At 60.1% G+C, this 14,712-nt stretch carries 17 protein-coding genes; 2 read left to right on the forward strand and 15 right to left on the reverse strand.

Features of this window, described 5'->3' with window-relative positions:
• Window positions 1-8: 8 nt before the first annotated feature.
• From PV772_RS04255 to PV772_RS04325, 15 genes are all read right to left on the reverse strand, one after another.
• Window positions 9-1,493: a CpaF family protein gene (locus PV772_RS04255; protein ID WP_347885439.1), complete on the reverse strand. Its 1,485-nt coding sequence runs from the start codon at window positions 1,491-1,493 to the stop codon at window positions 9-11.
• A complete protein-coding gene (locus PV772_RS04260; RefSeq protein WP_347885440.1) occupies window positions 1,493-2,686 on the reverse strand; it encodes an AAA family ATPase in 1,194 nt (397 codons plus the stop codon). The genes PV772_RS04255 and PV772_RS04260 overlap by 1 nt, the downstream gene beginning before the upstream one ends.
• Window positions 2,683-3,432, reverse strand: coding sequence for an RcpC/CpaB family pilus assembly protein (locus PV772_RS04265; RefSeq protein WP_347885441.1), 750 nt, complete (start codon window positions 3,430-3,432; stop codon window positions 2,683-2,685). Before PV772_RS04265 ends, PV772_RS04260 begins: the two co-directional genes overlap by 4 nt.
• A gap of 22 nt (window positions 3,433-3,454) precedes the next feature.
• Entirely contained in the window at window positions 3,455-4,459 is a 1,005-nt protein-coding gene (locus PV772_RS04270; protein WP_347885468.1) for a Tad domain-containing protein, read from the reverse strand.
• Window positions 4,460-4,509: 50 nt separating this feature from the next.
• Window positions 4,510-4,884, reverse strand: coding sequence for a TadE family protein (locus PV772_RS04275; protein WP_347885442.1), 375 nt, complete (start codon window positions 4,882-4,884; stop codon window positions 4,510-4,512).
• 90 nt (window positions 4,885-4,974) lie between these two features.
• Window positions 4,975-5,178: a Flp family type IVb pilin gene (locus PV772_RS04280; RefSeq protein WP_347885443.1), complete on the reverse strand. Its 204-nt coding sequence runs from the start codon at window positions 5,176-5,178 to the stop codon at window positions 4,975-4,977.
• Between the two features lie 247 nt (window positions 5,179-5,425).
• A complete protein-coding gene (locus PV772_RS04285) occupies window positions 5,426-6,304 on the reverse strand; it encodes a type II secretion system F family protein (protein ID WP_347885444.1) in 879 nt (292 codons plus the stop codon).
• Between the two features lie 10 nt (window positions 6,305-6,314).
• The gene (locus PV772_RS04290) at window positions 6,315-7,262 is read right to left on the reverse strand and encodes a type II secretion system F family protein (protein WP_347885445.1); all 948 of its coding nucleotides are present in this window, start codon (window positions 7,260-7,262) and stop codon (window positions 6,315-6,317) included.
• A gap of 2 nt (window positions 7,263-7,264) precedes the next feature.
• Window positions 7,265-8,671 (reverse strand): CpaF family protein, encoded by a 1,407-nt coding sequence (locus PV772_RS04295; protein ID WP_347885446.1) that lies wholly within the window; start codon window positions 8,669-8,671, stop codon window positions 7,265-7,267.
• Entirely contained in the window at window positions 8,668-9,867 is a 1,200-nt protein-coding gene (locus PV772_RS04300) for an AAA family ATPase (RefSeq protein ID WP_347885447.1), read from the reverse strand. The genes PV772_RS04295 and PV772_RS04300 overlap by 4 nt, the downstream gene beginning before the upstream one ends.
• Entirely contained in the window at window positions 9,864-10,640 is a 777-nt protein-coding gene (cpaB, locus tag PV772_RS04305) for a Flp pilus assembly protein CpaB (RefSeq protein WP_347885448.1), read from the reverse strand. The genes PV772_RS04300 and cpaB overlap by 4 nt, the downstream gene beginning before the upstream one ends.
• Before the next feature lie 18 nt (window positions 10,641-10,658).
• Entirely contained in the window at window positions 10,659-11,684 is a 1,026-nt protein-coding gene (locus PV772_RS04310) for a pilus assembly protein TadG-related protein (protein WP_347885449.1), read from the reverse strand.
• Window positions 11,672-12,064 (reverse strand): TadE family protein, encoded by a 393-nt coding sequence (locus PV772_RS04315; protein WP_347885450.1) that lies wholly within the window; start codon window positions 12,062-12,064, stop codon window positions 11,672-11,674. The genes PV772_RS04310 and PV772_RS04315 overlap by 13 nt, the downstream gene beginning before the upstream one ends.
• A gap of 82 nt (window positions 12,065-12,146) precedes the next feature.
• Window positions 12,147-12,350: a Flp family type IVb pilin gene (locus PV772_RS04320; RefSeq protein ID WP_347885451.1), complete on the reverse strand. Its 204-nt coding sequence runs from the start codon at window positions 12,348-12,350 to the stop codon at window positions 12,147-12,149.
• 280 nt (window positions 12,351-12,630) lie between these two features.
• On the reverse strand, window positions 12,631-13,236 hold the full coding sequence (locus PV772_RS04325; protein ID WP_347885452.1) for an A24 family peptidase: 606 nt from the start codon (window positions 13,234-13,236) through the stop codon (window positions 12,631-12,633).
• Window positions 13,237-13,591: 355 nt separating this feature from the next.
• On the opposite strand from PV772_RS04325, the gene rplM reads away from it, so the two are divergent.
• On the forward strand, window positions 13,592-14,035 hold the full coding sequence (gene rplM, locus PV772_RS04330; RefSeq protein ID WP_043454696.1) for a 50S ribosomal protein L13: 444 nt from the start codon (window positions 13,592-13,594) through the stop codon (window positions 14,033-14,035).
• 38 nt (window positions 14,036-14,073) lie between these two features.
• The gene (gene rpsI / locus PV772_RS04335) at window positions 14,074-14,577 is read left to right on the forward strand and encodes a 30S ribosomal protein S9 (protein ID WP_141159801.1); all 504 of its coding nucleotides are present in this window, start codon (window positions 14,074-14,076) and stop codon (window positions 14,575-14,577) included.
• The last annotated feature ends 135 nt before the right edge of the window (window positions 14,578-14,712 follow it).

The raw sequence follows: 14,712 nt of genomic DNA on the forward strand, positions 1-14,712 counted from the left end.
GCCCGTCCCTATTTCACGCCTGGACCAAGCGGCGTCGCAAACACCGCGGGTGACACATGGATGCCCAGGTCCTCGAACCGGTCGATGAAGCGGGGTCGGATGCCGGTGGCTACAGGCCGGCCCAGGAACCGGCCCTGCGCGTCAACGCCTGCCGAGTAGTCAAAGATGAAGGCGTCCTGGAGGGTGACGATGTCCCCTTCCATGCCCTGGACCTCCGTGACGTGGGTGATCCGGCGGGAGCCGTCGCGGAGCCGGGAGATCTGGACGATGAGGTTCACGGCGGAGGCGATCTGTTCGCGGATGGCGCGCAGCGGCAGGTCCATCCCGGCCATGAGAACCAGGGTTTCCAGGCGGGCCACGGCATCGCGGGGCGAGTTGGAGTGCACGGTGGAGAGGGAGCCGTCGTGGCCGGTGTTCATGGCTTGGAGCATGTCCAGCGATTCGCCGCCGCGGACCTCGCCCACCACGATCCGGTCCGGGCGCATACGGAGGGAGTTGCGGAGGAGCTCGCGGATGGTGACTTCGCCCTTGCCCTCGGTGTTCGGCGGGCGGCTTTCCAGCCGGACCACATGTTCCTGCTGGATCTGCAGTTCCACGGCGTCCTCGATGGTGACTATGCGTTCGTCGTGCGGCAGGAAGGAGGACAGGACGTTCAGCAGCGTGGTCTTGCCCGTGCCGGTACCGCCGGAGACGATGATGTTCAGCTTGGCCTTGACGCAGGCGTTCAGCAGCTCGGCCATTTCCGGCGTGAGCGTGCCGAAGTCGATGAGGTTCCGGACGGTCAGCGGGGTTTTGCTGAACTTTCGGATGGTCAGCGACGAGCCGCCGACGGCCAGCGGCGGAATGACCGCGTTTACACGGGAACCGTCCTCCATGCGGGCATCCACCAGCGGGGAGGACTCATCGATGCGGCGGCCTACCTTGGACACGATCCGTTCGATGACCTTGCGCAGGTGCTCCTCGGAGCTGAAGCGCGACTCGGTGAGCGTCAGCTTGCCTTTGCGTTCCACGTAGATCTGGTCCATGCGGTTGACCATGATTTCGGTAACGGCGGGATCGTCCAGGAGGCGCTGAAGAGGGCCGTAGCCCAGCACGTCGTCGGCAACGTCCTGGACCAGGCGGGTGCGTTCCTCCGGGGTCAGCGGCACCTGCTCGGCGTCGACGATGCGGGTGAGTTCCTCCTTGGCGGTGCTCCGCAGTTCCCGTTCACTTACGGCTGCGTCGTTGAAGCGCGTCCCCATCCGTTCGAACAGTGCGGTGGCCGCCCTGTCCTTCATGGCTGCGAAGACATCCACCCGCGGTGCCGTGGGCACCAAGGAGGTGCCGGCGTCGTGCGTTGAATGCACGACGGCGGCGTGCGCCGGCTGGTGCCGCTCCGTGCTTTCCGAGGGGGAAGGCGAAGGCGCGGGGGCCGGGCGGGGCGGCTCCAGCAGCGCGGTGCCCGACGCCTGGTTGCGTGACTGGACCGCGTTGATGCGTTCGGAGAGTTTCATCAGATGACCACCCTTCGGTGAAGTTTCCGCTGGGCCTGCGTGCGCCATGCCGGGTTGAAGCGCTCCACCAGCTGGCGGAGGCTCTTGACGGCGGGGTCCTTCTTGGATTCCTGGAGGACGGGGATGCCGCGGTTGGTGGACAGGGCCACGGCGCGGGAGCGGGGGACGCTGACGTCCACGGGCGCGCCGATGGTGGATTCGACGTCCCGGACGTTCAGGCCGGATTTCGCGTCGGCCATGTTCAGGACCACGTGGCGGGATTCGGGCATGATGTCCAGTTGGCGCAGGACCTCAAGGCCGGAGCGGAGGCCGCGGAGGCTGGGGATGTCCATGGCGCTGACCCAGACCACGTCGGTGCACTGTTCCATCGCGGCGAGGCCGATTTCGGGCATCCCGGGCGCGGTGTCGATGACCACGTACTGGAATTCCTGGGCCAGCTGTTCGAGCAGGTGGCCGATCTGTTCCGGGGTGATGTGGTCCGCGTCCACGGGGTTGGGCGGGGCGCAGAGGGCGTAGATGCCTGCAGGGTGGACCGTGAGGAAGGCCTTCAGGACCAGCGAGTCCTGCGCGGCGGCAGGGGAGACGGCGTCAGTGACGGTGTGCTGCGGATTGAGGTAGAGGCCGGAGGCGACGTCCCCGAACTGCAGGTCAAGGTCCACGATGACCACGCTCATGGGCGCGATCTGGCCAAGGCCGATGGCGATGTTGGTGGCCAGCGTGGTCTTGCCGACGCCGCCCTTGGGGGAGAAGACGCCGATGACCAGGCCGCTGCCGCTCTCCGCCTGCTGTGCCTCCGGACCGCGGTGGCGCGTGGCGAAGGACTGGCAGGCGCGCTCCAGCAGCACCCTGATTTCCGCGGCGTCGGCCTGCGGGCTCAGGATGTCGCGGATGCCGGCGCGCATGGCGTAAAGGAGGTAGTCGGGGTCCACGTCGCTGACCAGGACCAGGCTGAGGCCAGGCAGCTGGACGTCGAATACCTTGGCGAACCGCAGCGCCTCTTCATACGGGACGTCCGGGCCGATGATGAGGACCTCGGGCTGTTCCTGGTTGAGGAGGCCGAACAGCTCCGCGGGACCTGCGGGGAGGATGTCGCTGGCGATGGTCTGGAGGGTGCCGCGCAGGCCGTTGGCGACGGCGGCGCGCAGCTTCTGGTCGAAGTCGCCGTTGGGGGAGAGGAGGACGAAGCGGCTCATTTGTACACGTTGTCCTTCCTGGCGATGAAGCCGCCGTTGTCCTGCGCGTCGAGGGGTTCCTTGGTGAGCCATAGGTCACCGTTGTTCGAGGAGTAGATGATCTTGGTGGCGTCGATGTCGTTGACCGCCACCGTCACCATGAATGAACCCTGCGGGAGCGTTGTGTCCTGGGGGTTGGTGCCATCTGTTGGCTTCGCAGACGGTTGGGGGGCCCGCTGAACTGCGGTTACGAGGACCTTGCGGAGGGTTAGCTGCGAGGTGGGCTCGCCCGGCTTCGACTTGTCCGCGCCACCTGTAAAGCTGAACCCGATGCCCACGTGGTCCCCGGCTTCAATTCGGCCGCCCACGACTCGTTTAGCCTCGAGTTCGAAGGTGATTTCCTGCAGTCCGGTTGGCACCTTCGCGGCGCTGCTGGTCTTGGCGTCTGCCGGGTCGACCAGACGTTCCTTTAGAAGTTGTTCGCCGGGTACCAGGTCTACGGCGGCCACGGCCCCGCCCTTGCCATCCAGCGAGGTGAGCGCAGTGGCGGCTACACCGGCTGCGGGCACGTCCTCGATGACGAGCGAAGCCGTCATGTCATTCACCGGGGTTCCGGCTGGGATGGCCTTTTGGACGACCAGCACTTTCTTGGGGTTCGTGGTGGCCATCGCCCGTGCGTCGGCGCCGTTCGCGTAAACGATGATGAGAAGGGCTCCCACAAGCGCCAGGGCTACGGCGGCCGTGCCAGCTAGCATGCGAGATTTCACTTTTTCTCCTGATGGGATAGCGCTAGAGGGTCGGGCGGACGATGGTTGCACCGTAAGGGCTGACGGGGCCCAGGGTGTAGCCATCGGCAAGGGATACGTACGTCACGAATTGCCCGATGACGCCCCGGCAATCGCCTGTGCAAGTAGCAGCGGCAGCGGAGCCCGAACCTTTTGGTGCCGAGTTGTTGAACGAGTAGGGAGATGTGTTGTCCTGTCCACTGAACTTCCAACCCACCACATTGAAGGCGGCGAAAGCTGTGAGGTGGTAGACGGCGCCAGCGCCAGTGCCAGTGACTCTGTCGAAGACCGGTAGGAGAACGATGGCCTTGCGCCCGGCATTAATGTCTGCCGCCCAACCATTCAGAGTGGCCTCGCAGTTGCTAGGCGCGCTGTTCCCTGTTTTTGTGTTCGTTGGGTCGCTGCCGCCCTTGTCGATGCTCAAATCGATGCTGGCGCCGCACTTGCCGGGATCCTGGGCCAGCCAGCCGAAGCCTCCCGGCACAGTCCCCCCGGATGGAAGGGTGCAGCCAGGGTTTGCAGATTTGCTGTCCTTATTCTGAAGGACCTGGAGGCCCTTATCCACCATGTTCTGGACTTGGCAGATGGAAAAGGCGAGCGGGAACGCGGTAGGGCCTTTCGCAGGGCTGCCCCAGACCGCGGAAGACGTGGCGCCTACCTTCGCGGTCGGAATTCCCAGGACGTCCGCGAAAAAGAGTGAGACAGAGTCGACGGGTGCGCCTTTTTCTGCCGCCGTCGTAGCTACGACCACCTTCCGACCTGTCGTGTCCAAGGCAATGGAGCGAAGGTTGCTGCTGCCATCCAGTGCATTCTGGTTGGCAAGTGTGGCGGCCAAAGTCGACGTGGTGCATAGAGTATCCGCGGAGTTCCGGGCGCATTTCTGGGCGACACCTATGGCCGCGGCATCTGCGCCGTTCTGCAGTTGGGCGTGCTCCGAATACAGCACTCCTACGTCGACAGCAATGGCCACGGAGCCGAGCAGGACCACCAGCATGATGGCAACGATCACTGAAATGGCGCCGCGTTCGTTCGTTGTCTTGCAGCCTTGCAGGACTACTTTCAGCCGCCGCAAAGCATGACTCCTTTGCCTGTCATCGGGAACGGCCCGGCAATTCCGGTGATGCTGGAAACTGTGTACTTCACGGTGACTGTCACTTGGATACCCGTGCTGCAAGCGGTTGGGCTCACGGTGACGGCTGATGAGGGAATGGTTGAGCTAAGAGAAGCGGCGGCGCTTTGAACTGCGGTTGCGGCTGCGGTCGGATTATTGTTGATCGCCATTACCCGCACGCCCTCGCGGGCTGCGTTAGTCAGAGTAAGTTGGGCGTTATAGACCCGGCCAAACTCGATGGTTCCCAACACAAGCGTCAAGAGGAGGGGCAACAGGATCGCGAATTCGACTGCAGCAGCGCCGCGCTCCGAATCACGTTTCACCTGTTACACCTCCTCTTGGGTTGCTTGCTTCTGTCGCAATGACCCCCGCCGTTGCGATATGGGGTCAGGGCGGCGGGCGACCTAAGGATGTTAGGCGGGAGGAGTAGCAGCAGTGGTCGGCTTCACAGTGTTCGCAACGTCACTGAAGATGCTGGTGATGTTTTTCCCAAGGAGGGTGACTGCAACAATGATGACGACCGCGATGAGGGCGACCATAATGCCGTATTCGACGGCGGTTGCGCCCTTTTCACTGTTGCGAAGGCGAATCATGAAGTTGGTGTAGAGAGAAAGCATTCTGTACTCCTGAGCGAGACGATTGGCTGGCCCTGCACCAGCACTGAATCGAAGTTAGCAACGCTTGATCCGACGTTGACCCGATCTTGCAACATCCTGCGGAAACCCTTTTTTGGTTGCACCTTTCCTGCGCTCCTGCTGTGTCTTCCCTGTGCTAATGCTGGCTAGCAGGAGATTGGCGCACAAAAGGACCCCCTCGGTTCTGGGTGCCGAGGGGGTCCAGCCTTTGGACGAAGGAGCATTTAGATCAGCTGAAGGCCTGGATGATGTTGATCACCGCCGGCCCAAGAATGACGATGAAGATCACCGGGAAGATGAAGAGCAGTAGTGGGAAAAGAACTAGTACGGGCAACTTCATCGCTTTGTGCTCTGCTCGCTGGCGCCGCTTGACGCGCATGTCGCCAGCCTGAGCTTTCAAGACTTTTGCAATGGCGATGCCGTACGTATCAGCCTGTACAACCGCTCGAACGAAGTTGCGCAAATCCTGGACGTTGCTGCGGTCTGCCAGGGCTATGTATGAGTCCCGACGACTGCGGCCCACCTGCATGTCCTGAAGGGTTCGAATCAATTCCTCCGCAAGGGGGCCCTTGCCGTTGTGACCGGCCCTGGCCATGGCCGATTCGAAACCCAGCCCTGCTTCTACCGAAATCAACATCTGATCCAAGGTGTTCGGAAGTTCAAGCTGAATCTTCTTTTGCCTCTCGGAACCGCGGCTGTAGATCAGTAAGTCGGGGACGAAGTACCCGAGCACCGTGGTGAAGAGTGCCAGCAGTATCAGTTGGGGAGATGCTCCCCGGCTGAGGAAGAGCATCATGATGATTGCTGCCAGGAGTGCTATGGCGGGCTTTGCTATGAGAAGGCGTGGAAGAGGCATAGCGGCAGGCCGTCCGGCCAACGCAAGCAGTCTGTCGAGTTTGGCTGCGTAGCCCTTTGGGGTGACACGTGCCGCGAACCTCTCCAGATCCATGTTCTGGCTGGATACGGCGCTGGCAGATGCATCTATTCCCTTACTCAGGTTGCCCTGTATCAGCACACGAGACCTGCGGTCCGTAACGACCAAGGACCAAACGAGGAACGACACTGGTATTACTGTCAGGGCGATGATGCCCCAGGCTATCGGTTGCACTGTTCACCCCTCAAAATTTCAAATCGCTGATTTTGTGAACCCAGATTCCGCCGATGGTCATCATTACGGCAGCGATGCCCAGTAGTATCCAGCCCACGGGATGGCCGGTCAGCTGCCCCATATACTTGGGGTTTGCGAGACTGATCAGAATGAAAAGTAGGACCGGAAGTGCCATGAGGATGATGGCGCTGAGCTTGCCTTCTGCGCTCAACGCCTTGACTGTGCCCTTTATCTGAGTTCGTTCACGGATAGTCTCTCCAACTTGATCAAACACTTCCGCAAGATCTCCACCCACTTCACGATTTATCTCGATTGCTTGGGCCATCCAGCTAAAGTCTTCGCTCTTCATACGTGCAGAAACTTCATTGAGTGAATCCTGTAGATCGCGGCCGAGCCGGGTCTCATTCACGACGCGGGAGAATTCGGTTGCGGTGGGTTCACTCGCCTCTTGCGCGACTGCGTCGATTGCCCGCAGAACGCTATGTCCCGCTCGCAGACCACCTGAAATCATTGTCAGAGTCTCGCCCAACTGTGCTTCGAATGCTGCCCGCCTCCGTTGGACGAGTATGGACAAGCCAACCCTGGCCACCAGTGGAATTGTTACAACCAACAGAAGGCCAACGCCGATTCCTTGGAGGATAAGTCCTACAAAGCCTGCAGCCGTAGCAGCCGCCGCGACAAGAACCACGAAGTCCGCCTGGGGCAGCGAAATTCCGGCCAGACTGAGAAGGCTATTCGAATGAAGCGTTGTGCTTTTTCTCCCAGCCAGTGCCCTCTCCACGAGTTGTACAGCAGATGAAGCCACACGGCTAATTGCTGTTTGTTCAGTTGCTCCGAGGGGCCGCCGCCTGTTCAGGGGCAGAGGCCCATTGGCCGGTTTGAAAACGACCAGGACCGCAGTGGCTAGGGAGGCTCCCAGAAGGATGATGCCGGCAACGAATACTTCAGAACCTGGCACAGCTACCGCCTCCCTAGCTGCGATGTGATTCCAGAAAAAATACCTGGTGAAACGGCGATTCCCAGTTCTGCAAAGTGGTCTATAAAGCGGGGACGGATTCCTGTTGAAACCGGCTGGCCAAGGAACCTTCCATTCTTGTCAACGCCAGCGCTGTAGTCGAAGACGAAGGCATCTTGAAGAGTGACAATCTCACCCTCCATGCCTTGAACTTCGGTGATGTGGGTGACACGTCGTGTGCCATCCCGCAACCTCGACAGGTGAACGATGAGGTTGACCGCAGACGAGACCTGTTCGCGTATGGCGCGCAGCGGCAGGTCCATCCCCGCCATGAGGACCAGGGTCTCCAGGCGGGCGATGGCATCCCTTGGGGAGTTGGCATGCACCGTCGAGATTGAGCCGTCGTGTCCAGTGTTCATAGCCTGCAGCATGTCAAGGCTCTCGCCTCCTCGGACCTCGCCAACGACGATGCGGTCGGGTCGCATGCGGAGGGAATTGCGGACCAGCTCGCGGATTGTGACCGCACCCTTACCCTCAATGTTCGGCGGCCTGCTTTCGAGCCTCACAACGTGACTCTGTTGCAGCTGCAATTCGACAGCATCTTCAATAGTGACTATTCGGTCGTCGCCCGGGATAAATGACGACAGAACGTTGAGGAGAGTGGTCTTCCCGGTACCAGTACCGCCCGAAACGATAATATTGAGTTTCGCCCGAACGCAGGCATCGAGGAGTTCCGCCATCTGTGGGGTCAGCGTGCCAAAATCTATGAGATTCTGAACAGTTAGCGGGATTTTGCTGAATTTTCTAATGGTCAGGGAAGAACCATTCACGGCCAATGGGGGAATTATCGCGTTGACGCGCGATCCGTCCTCCAGGCGCGCGTCCACCAGTGGCGAAGACTCGTCAATACGCCGGCCGACCTTGGCGACGATGCGCTCTATGACTTTTCGAAGGTGCACCTCGCTACTGAAGCGACTGTCTGTCAGCAGCAACTTGCCATCCCGCTCGACATAGATCTGATCAACTCTGTTAACCATGATTTCCGTGATGGACGGATCGTCCAAGAATCGCTGGAGAGGCCCGTATCCGAGAACGTCATCGCCCACGTCCCTAATCAGCCGACGGCGTTCTTCCGGGGTGAGCGGTACCTGCTCGTCATCAATGACGGTACTAAGTTCGTCCCGTGCAATCTTCCGGAGTTCCTCGTCGCTAAGTGAAGAATCAGTCAGTCGGCCGCCGAGCCGCTCAAACAAGGCCTTCCCCGCGCGCTGCTTAAGTCCGGCCAGAGCATCTACGGGCGCAGCAACGGCACTTGCGGTATCGAATGCAGGGGTAGTCGTTTCTTGGAGAGGCGTGCCCTGGATGGGCACGGGACCACTACGCGCCGCTTGAAGTCGTTCTGCCAAGCTCATGAGATCACCATCCGACGATGTACTTTTCTTTGGGGTTGTGCGCTTCGTTTTGGATCGAAGCGTTCGACAAGCTTTCCGAAAGCTCGTGCGGCCGCGTCACGGGAGGACTCCTGCAGAAGAGGAACGCCCTTGTTGGTAGAGAACGGGACGGCGCGGGAACGGGGAATAACTGTGTCGACCGGCACACCTATGGTGGCCTCGACATCCTGTATGGTCAGCCCACTCCTACGGTCAGCAAAATTAAGCACTACATGCCTGCCCGGTGGCACAAGCTGCAGCTCTCGCAGGATGGAAAAACTTGTATGGAGTCCTCTGATGCTTGGCACGTCCATCCCGCATACCCAGACTGCATCCGTGGCTTGTTCCAGAGTGGCCAAGACATGTTCTCCGAGGCCTGGAGTTGTGTCCACTACAACGTACTGGAACTCCGCGGCCATTTGGCTGAGAAGGTGGCTAACTGCCTCCCCACTGATGTGGTCCGCTTCGCTTGGACTCTGGGGTGCACAAAGTGCGTAGATTCCGCTCGGGTGGACTGTGAGGAACGCTTTGAGAACCATTGAGTCCTGAAATGCCGCGCCGCTGACAGCGTCTTTCAGCGTGTGCTCAGGTTCCAACAGGAGGCCGCTTGCGACATCTCCGAACTGGACGTCCAGGTCGACAATGACTACGCCCATAGGGGCGATCTTGCCCAGACCTATTGCCAAATTAGTGGCCACGGTTGTCTTGCCGACTCCCCCCTTAGGCGACATCACGGCAATGACGCGACCGGGAGCCCGTTCTGGTCCCGCAGCCGCTACTAATCCGCGGCGCCTTCCCGCTGACGCAAGGCAGGCGCGCTCAAGGAGGATTCGGAGTTGGTCGGTGTCAGCGCTGGGACTGACGATATCCCTGATGCCGGCGCGCATTGCGGTGATTACTTGCTCGGGTTCCCTGTCTTCGACGAGGACCAGGCTGATCTCCGGAAACTGGAGATCGAATACGGTAGCGAGTTTGAGAGCGTCGTCCTCTGGCAGGCCCGGGCCGAGGATCAACACTTCCGGTGGTTCTCCTGTGAGCCGGTCAAAGAGCTCCTGCGGGCCGCCCAATAGGACTGACGGTGGCAGCACTTGAACTGAACCATGAAGCGCTCCGCGTACTGCCTGGGACACCTTACGTTGAAAATCCTGTGAAGCGGTGACGAGAACGAAGCGGCTCATTGCGAGACCTTTCCGAGGGTTATCACACCTGGGTTGCCGTCCTTGGAGTCGCTGTTCTCCTTCGACAGCCAAACTTTTCCAAATTCGGATGCGAACACGATTTGCGCGGCATCCGCGTCTTCGCGGGCCAGTGTTACGTATACCGAGCCAGACGGAAGGGCCGGTCCGTCCGTCGAGGAGCTGGAGTCCTTTTTGGCCGAGTCGGCGGCCGCTTGCTGGACGCTGGTCACCAGGACTTTTTGGAAGGCCAGCTTGGTGAACTCCTTGAAGCCCTTAGCGTCGTTCCCAACAGGGGCGCTTGCTGCGGCGGCGTCATCAAGTTTGTAAGACGTATAAACGCCAACGGTGTCTCCGGCTTTCAGCTGTCCACCCAGAATGCGCTGCGGTTCCAGCAGGAGGGTGAGTTCTTCCATGCCCTTGGGGACGGGGACTGTGCCCGGAGCGGCCAAGGTGTTGGGGTCAACCAACCTTGCCCCTAACAACTGCTCGCCCGGCTCGAGCGAAACAGCGGTGACCTTGCCGGAGAAGTCCGAAAGGGATTTGACAGCATCCTCGGGTACTGCGGCGCCCGGAAGGGAAGTTTGTTGCAGGGACTTAGCAAGTTCAGCGACGGGTGTTCCTGCGGGAACTTGCTTTTGAACGACGAGAACTTCAACGGGATCTAGGCCTTGCTGTGCTCGGCTGTCGGCTGCTTGTGCATAGTTGAACATAAGTACAGATCCGACAATTGCCAAGAGCAGTGCTGCTAGGCCCCCCAGCAGCCTGGTTTTCACGATGTTCTCCTTTGTTTCTTATTTCGTGAGTTCTACGACGGTTCCGCCGTAGTCGGTAGGACCGCCGACATCGAATTCCTCGTCAAGCGATACGTAGCGGACAAACTTTCCAACGATGCCGAGGTCGCTGGATTTCCAACCACCGGCATCCTTGAATGCCTGAGCGGACGCAGGCATGTAATGGAACGGGTCCTGGTTGGCTAGATCCCAGCCGGCAATATCAATGGCAGCAAAGGCTCGGAGGTGGAACTTGGAGCCGGCGCCAGTACCGCTTGTCTGGTCGAAAACTGGCAGCAGCGCTACCACCTTCTTCCCTGCGATGAGTTTGTCCTTCCAGTCTTGAAGGATGCTCCCGCAGCCGGCCTCGGGATTGTTTCCGGTATTGCTGGCTACCCATGGTGATGCCAGATCGACTTTGACCGTGCACGAGCCGCCCGTAACCAGCCAGCCAAAGCCGCCTGGAATCTCAAGACCCGACGCGGTGCTGTGGCAGGTGTCCTTCTTTCCCGCACCGGTTCCATGGGACAGAAGGAATTGCAGTGCGCCATCTCCCGAGGTGCTGAGGTCGACTTCGCATTCCGAGAAGGCAATCGGGAAGATATCTCCTGCCTTTGCTCCGCCCCACTTCGCTTCCGCGACCGCACTGATGTTCGTCGTGTTGGTCCCGAAGATCCTGGCAAAGAATGTCGAGAAATGAACTCCGGAAGTATCCTGGGCGTTCGTGGTAACCGTCACCTTGCCGGCTGGCTTGTTCACGACAGTTGAAGCCACGTTTGTTAGGTTGTCTTTGGCGTTGGCATTCGCCAGGGTGCCTGAAAGCGCCGAGCCTGTAACGCAGGCAGGGTCGTCTTTGTTCTTGGAACATTTCTGTGCGACCGCCAGAGCTGCCGCATCCGCCCCGTTTTGAACAACGGATTTCTCGGCGTACATCCCTCCGACGTCGACGGCTATGGCGCCAAAGCTAAGGAGCATCACCATCATGACCGCCACCATCACGGCAGTGGCTCCGCGTTCATTCTCGGAAGTTCGGTTCAGCCTCCGCATGACATGGTTCCTTTTCCGGTCATGACGATGGTGCCGGTGAATGCGTCAAGGAAGCCGGTAGCCGTGGTCAACGTATAACTAGTGATAGCCGTGACCTGTTTGCCGGCTGAGCATGTCGTCCCGCCACCCGTGACAGAAAAAGTCGTGGTCACCGAGGCGGGTGTGAGGCGACCGGCAGCATTGCCTGCTGCCGCGGCTGCGTCTCCGGGGTTGTTGTGGATGGCCATGTACCTGGCCCCCTCACGTGCGGCCTGATTTAATGACAGTTGAGCATTAAATGCAAGAGAAAATTCGATAATTCCGATCAAGATCAGCAGCAGCACAGGTAGAATCAATGCGAACTCGACTGCCGCTGCGCCCTCTTCTTTTTTGTTGCGCATTTTCCGACCCTTGTCCCTGAAAGGTGATGGCGGCTCCCAGGAGGCCTGGGAGCCGCCATCAAGCGATGTCGCGCGTGCGGCGTTACGGTGCTACGAGCCGGCCGGAAATGCCGTCGAACATGGTGTTCAAATTGGTTCCGACGGCTGCGATGCCGACGATTGCGGCGATGACGATCAGGGCGACCATCAGGCCGTATTCAACGGCTGTGGCGCCTTTCTCCTCGCCTACCAAGCGATCCTTTACGCCGGCGATGAAAGCAGTCATTGAGACCATGAGAGAAGTCATTATATTTTCCTTTATTCGGTGAAATAAATCGATATTTTGATTTCAACGAATTTCCAGCTGCCCCCATAAATCTTTAGCGGCTGGACTTCGCTAAGAAGAGATTGTCACTGAGGGGTAGGGCGCAACAATGCGTAGTAGTACTCGACTTTTTAGGGGTACGCCAAAAATAGGTACTCGAATACGCGGTTCGGTACTCAGCCAGTCTCTGCAGGTATGCGGCGGACTACTCGGTGCTGTGAAGCCGCGGCACTGCCGAGGAACAGCGGATACGCCTCATCCGCTAGGAGAAAAGGAGTGCGACGAGGGTAAGGGCGCCCAACATGGAGGGCCCGTGAGGCACTTCAATGGCTTTATCCCGGCCTTTCCTGCTCAAGACAATCACCGTGACGATGCCATTCAGGACGAAGCCGATTAGCCCCCCGTAGAGGAGGTGGCTCCAACCTAGGTACCCCAGGTAAAGGCCGACGGGCGCTGCGAGCTTCACATCGCCCATCCCAATGCCGCCGGGCGAGATAAGTCCCAAAACAAGGTATCCGGCAAACAAGATGACGGCTCCCAGGACTGCGCGGAGGAAATCATCAGATTGCTTATCGAATATCCCCGGCAGCAAAAGCAATAGAAGACCCCCGGCCAGCAACATCAACACGAGGGGATTCGGCAGCAGGTGGAGTGCTACATCGATCCTTGCCAGCTGGACGCCCAGGACAGCAAGTAAAAGGAAGGCCAGGAGGCTCAGCGCGCTGCCGAAACGCGTGGCAAAGGCGGCGCACGCGATGGCGGTTACTGCCGCGGTCGTAATTCTTGCCTGCGGGCGCGGCACTTCCCCGAGCCTGGGAATCAGCCTTGCGATCAGTCGCTCGGCGATGGGGGAGAGGACGGTTCCCAAGAGCGCGGCGCCAACGACCAAGAGCACCGCGTTAGGGTCCCAGTTCCCCGCTGACAACACTGCATCCCCCTGCGTTGGTTTGGGCCGGCGCGGCCCCAGTGGCCTCCGGCTACCTCATTTTGACCCCGAACCACCTGACGCGCTAATCTAGGTAGTCGTTGTGCGTGTCCTATTCCGATGGTGCGTGCCCGCTTGAGGATCCGGTTGCAGGATAACTACTCAACGTGCACATTCGGAACTTCAGGATGACTGGTTACATGGAGCCCTCACCTCTGTTCCGGTAGCGCGCAGACAGTAGGTGCGCGAGCTAGCGACACCTAAACAAGAACGCCAGAACAAGAACGAGGCAAACACCGTGCGTACGTACACCCCGAAGCCCGGCGATATCAACCGCCAGTGGCACGTCATTGACGCCACCGACGTTGTCCTTGGTCGTCTTGCAAGCCAGACCGCAATCCTGCTGCGCGGCAAGCACAAGGCCACTTTCGCATCCCACATGGACATGGGCGACTTTGTCATCATCATCAACGCCGAGAAGGTAGCCCTGACCGGCGCCAAGCTGGAGCAGAAGCGCGCATACCGCCACTCCGGCTACCCGGGCGGCCTGACCTCCGTCAACTACGCGGAACTGCTGGAAACCAACCCGGTCCGCGCCGTTGAGAAGGCCATCAAGGGCATGCTCCCCAAGAACTCCCTCGCTGCCCAGCAGCTGGGCAAGCTGAAGGTGTACCGCGGTGCTGAGCACCCGCACGCCGCCCAGCAGCCCAAGACTTTCGAAATCACCCAGGTCGCCCAGTAGTCCTGGCCACCAAACAACTTATCTATACAAGGAGAATCGTGGCTCAGAACGAAGAGACCACCGAGGCTGTCGAAGCCGAGGAAAACCTGACCAGCTACACCTCTGAGAGCTCAGCTGCTGAAGCTGCTCCCAAGAAGGAGCGCCCGGCCCTGACCGTTGCTGGCGCAGCTGTTGGCCGCCGCAAGGAAGCCGTTGCACGCGTCCGCGTCGTGCCCGGCTCCGGCAAATGGACCATCAACGGCCGTGCGCTGGACAACTACTTCCCGAACAAGCTGCACCAGCAGGACGTCAACGAGCCCTTCAAGATCCTTGATCTCGAAGGCGCCTACGACGTCATCGCCCGCATCCACGGCGGCGGCATCTCCGGCCAGGCAGGCGCCCTGCGCCTCGGCATCGCCCGTTCGCTGAACGAGATCGACGTCGAGAACAACCGCCCGACCCTGAAGAAGGCCGGTTACCTGTCCCGCGACGCCCGTGTCATCGAGCGTAAGAAGGCCGGTCTCAAGAAGGCCCGTAAGGCTCAGCAGTACTCCAAGCGCTAAATCCGCTTGCCCAAAAGCCCGTCCCACCGGTTGGTGGGGCGGGCTTTTGCCGTTATGGACTCTTGCATGCCCCTGTCCGCGTTGGACACCCGAATCGGGGCGGGAAAAAAGCCGCTGGCCAGCCGCTTAAAGCTG

The sequence above is a fragment of the Pseudarthrobacter sp. CC12 genome, from assembly GCF_039907755.1.
In the GTDB taxonomy this organism is placed as follows: domain Bacteria; phylum Actinomycetota; class Actinomycetes; order Actinomycetales; family Micrococcaceae; genus Arthrobacter; species Arthrobacter niigatensis.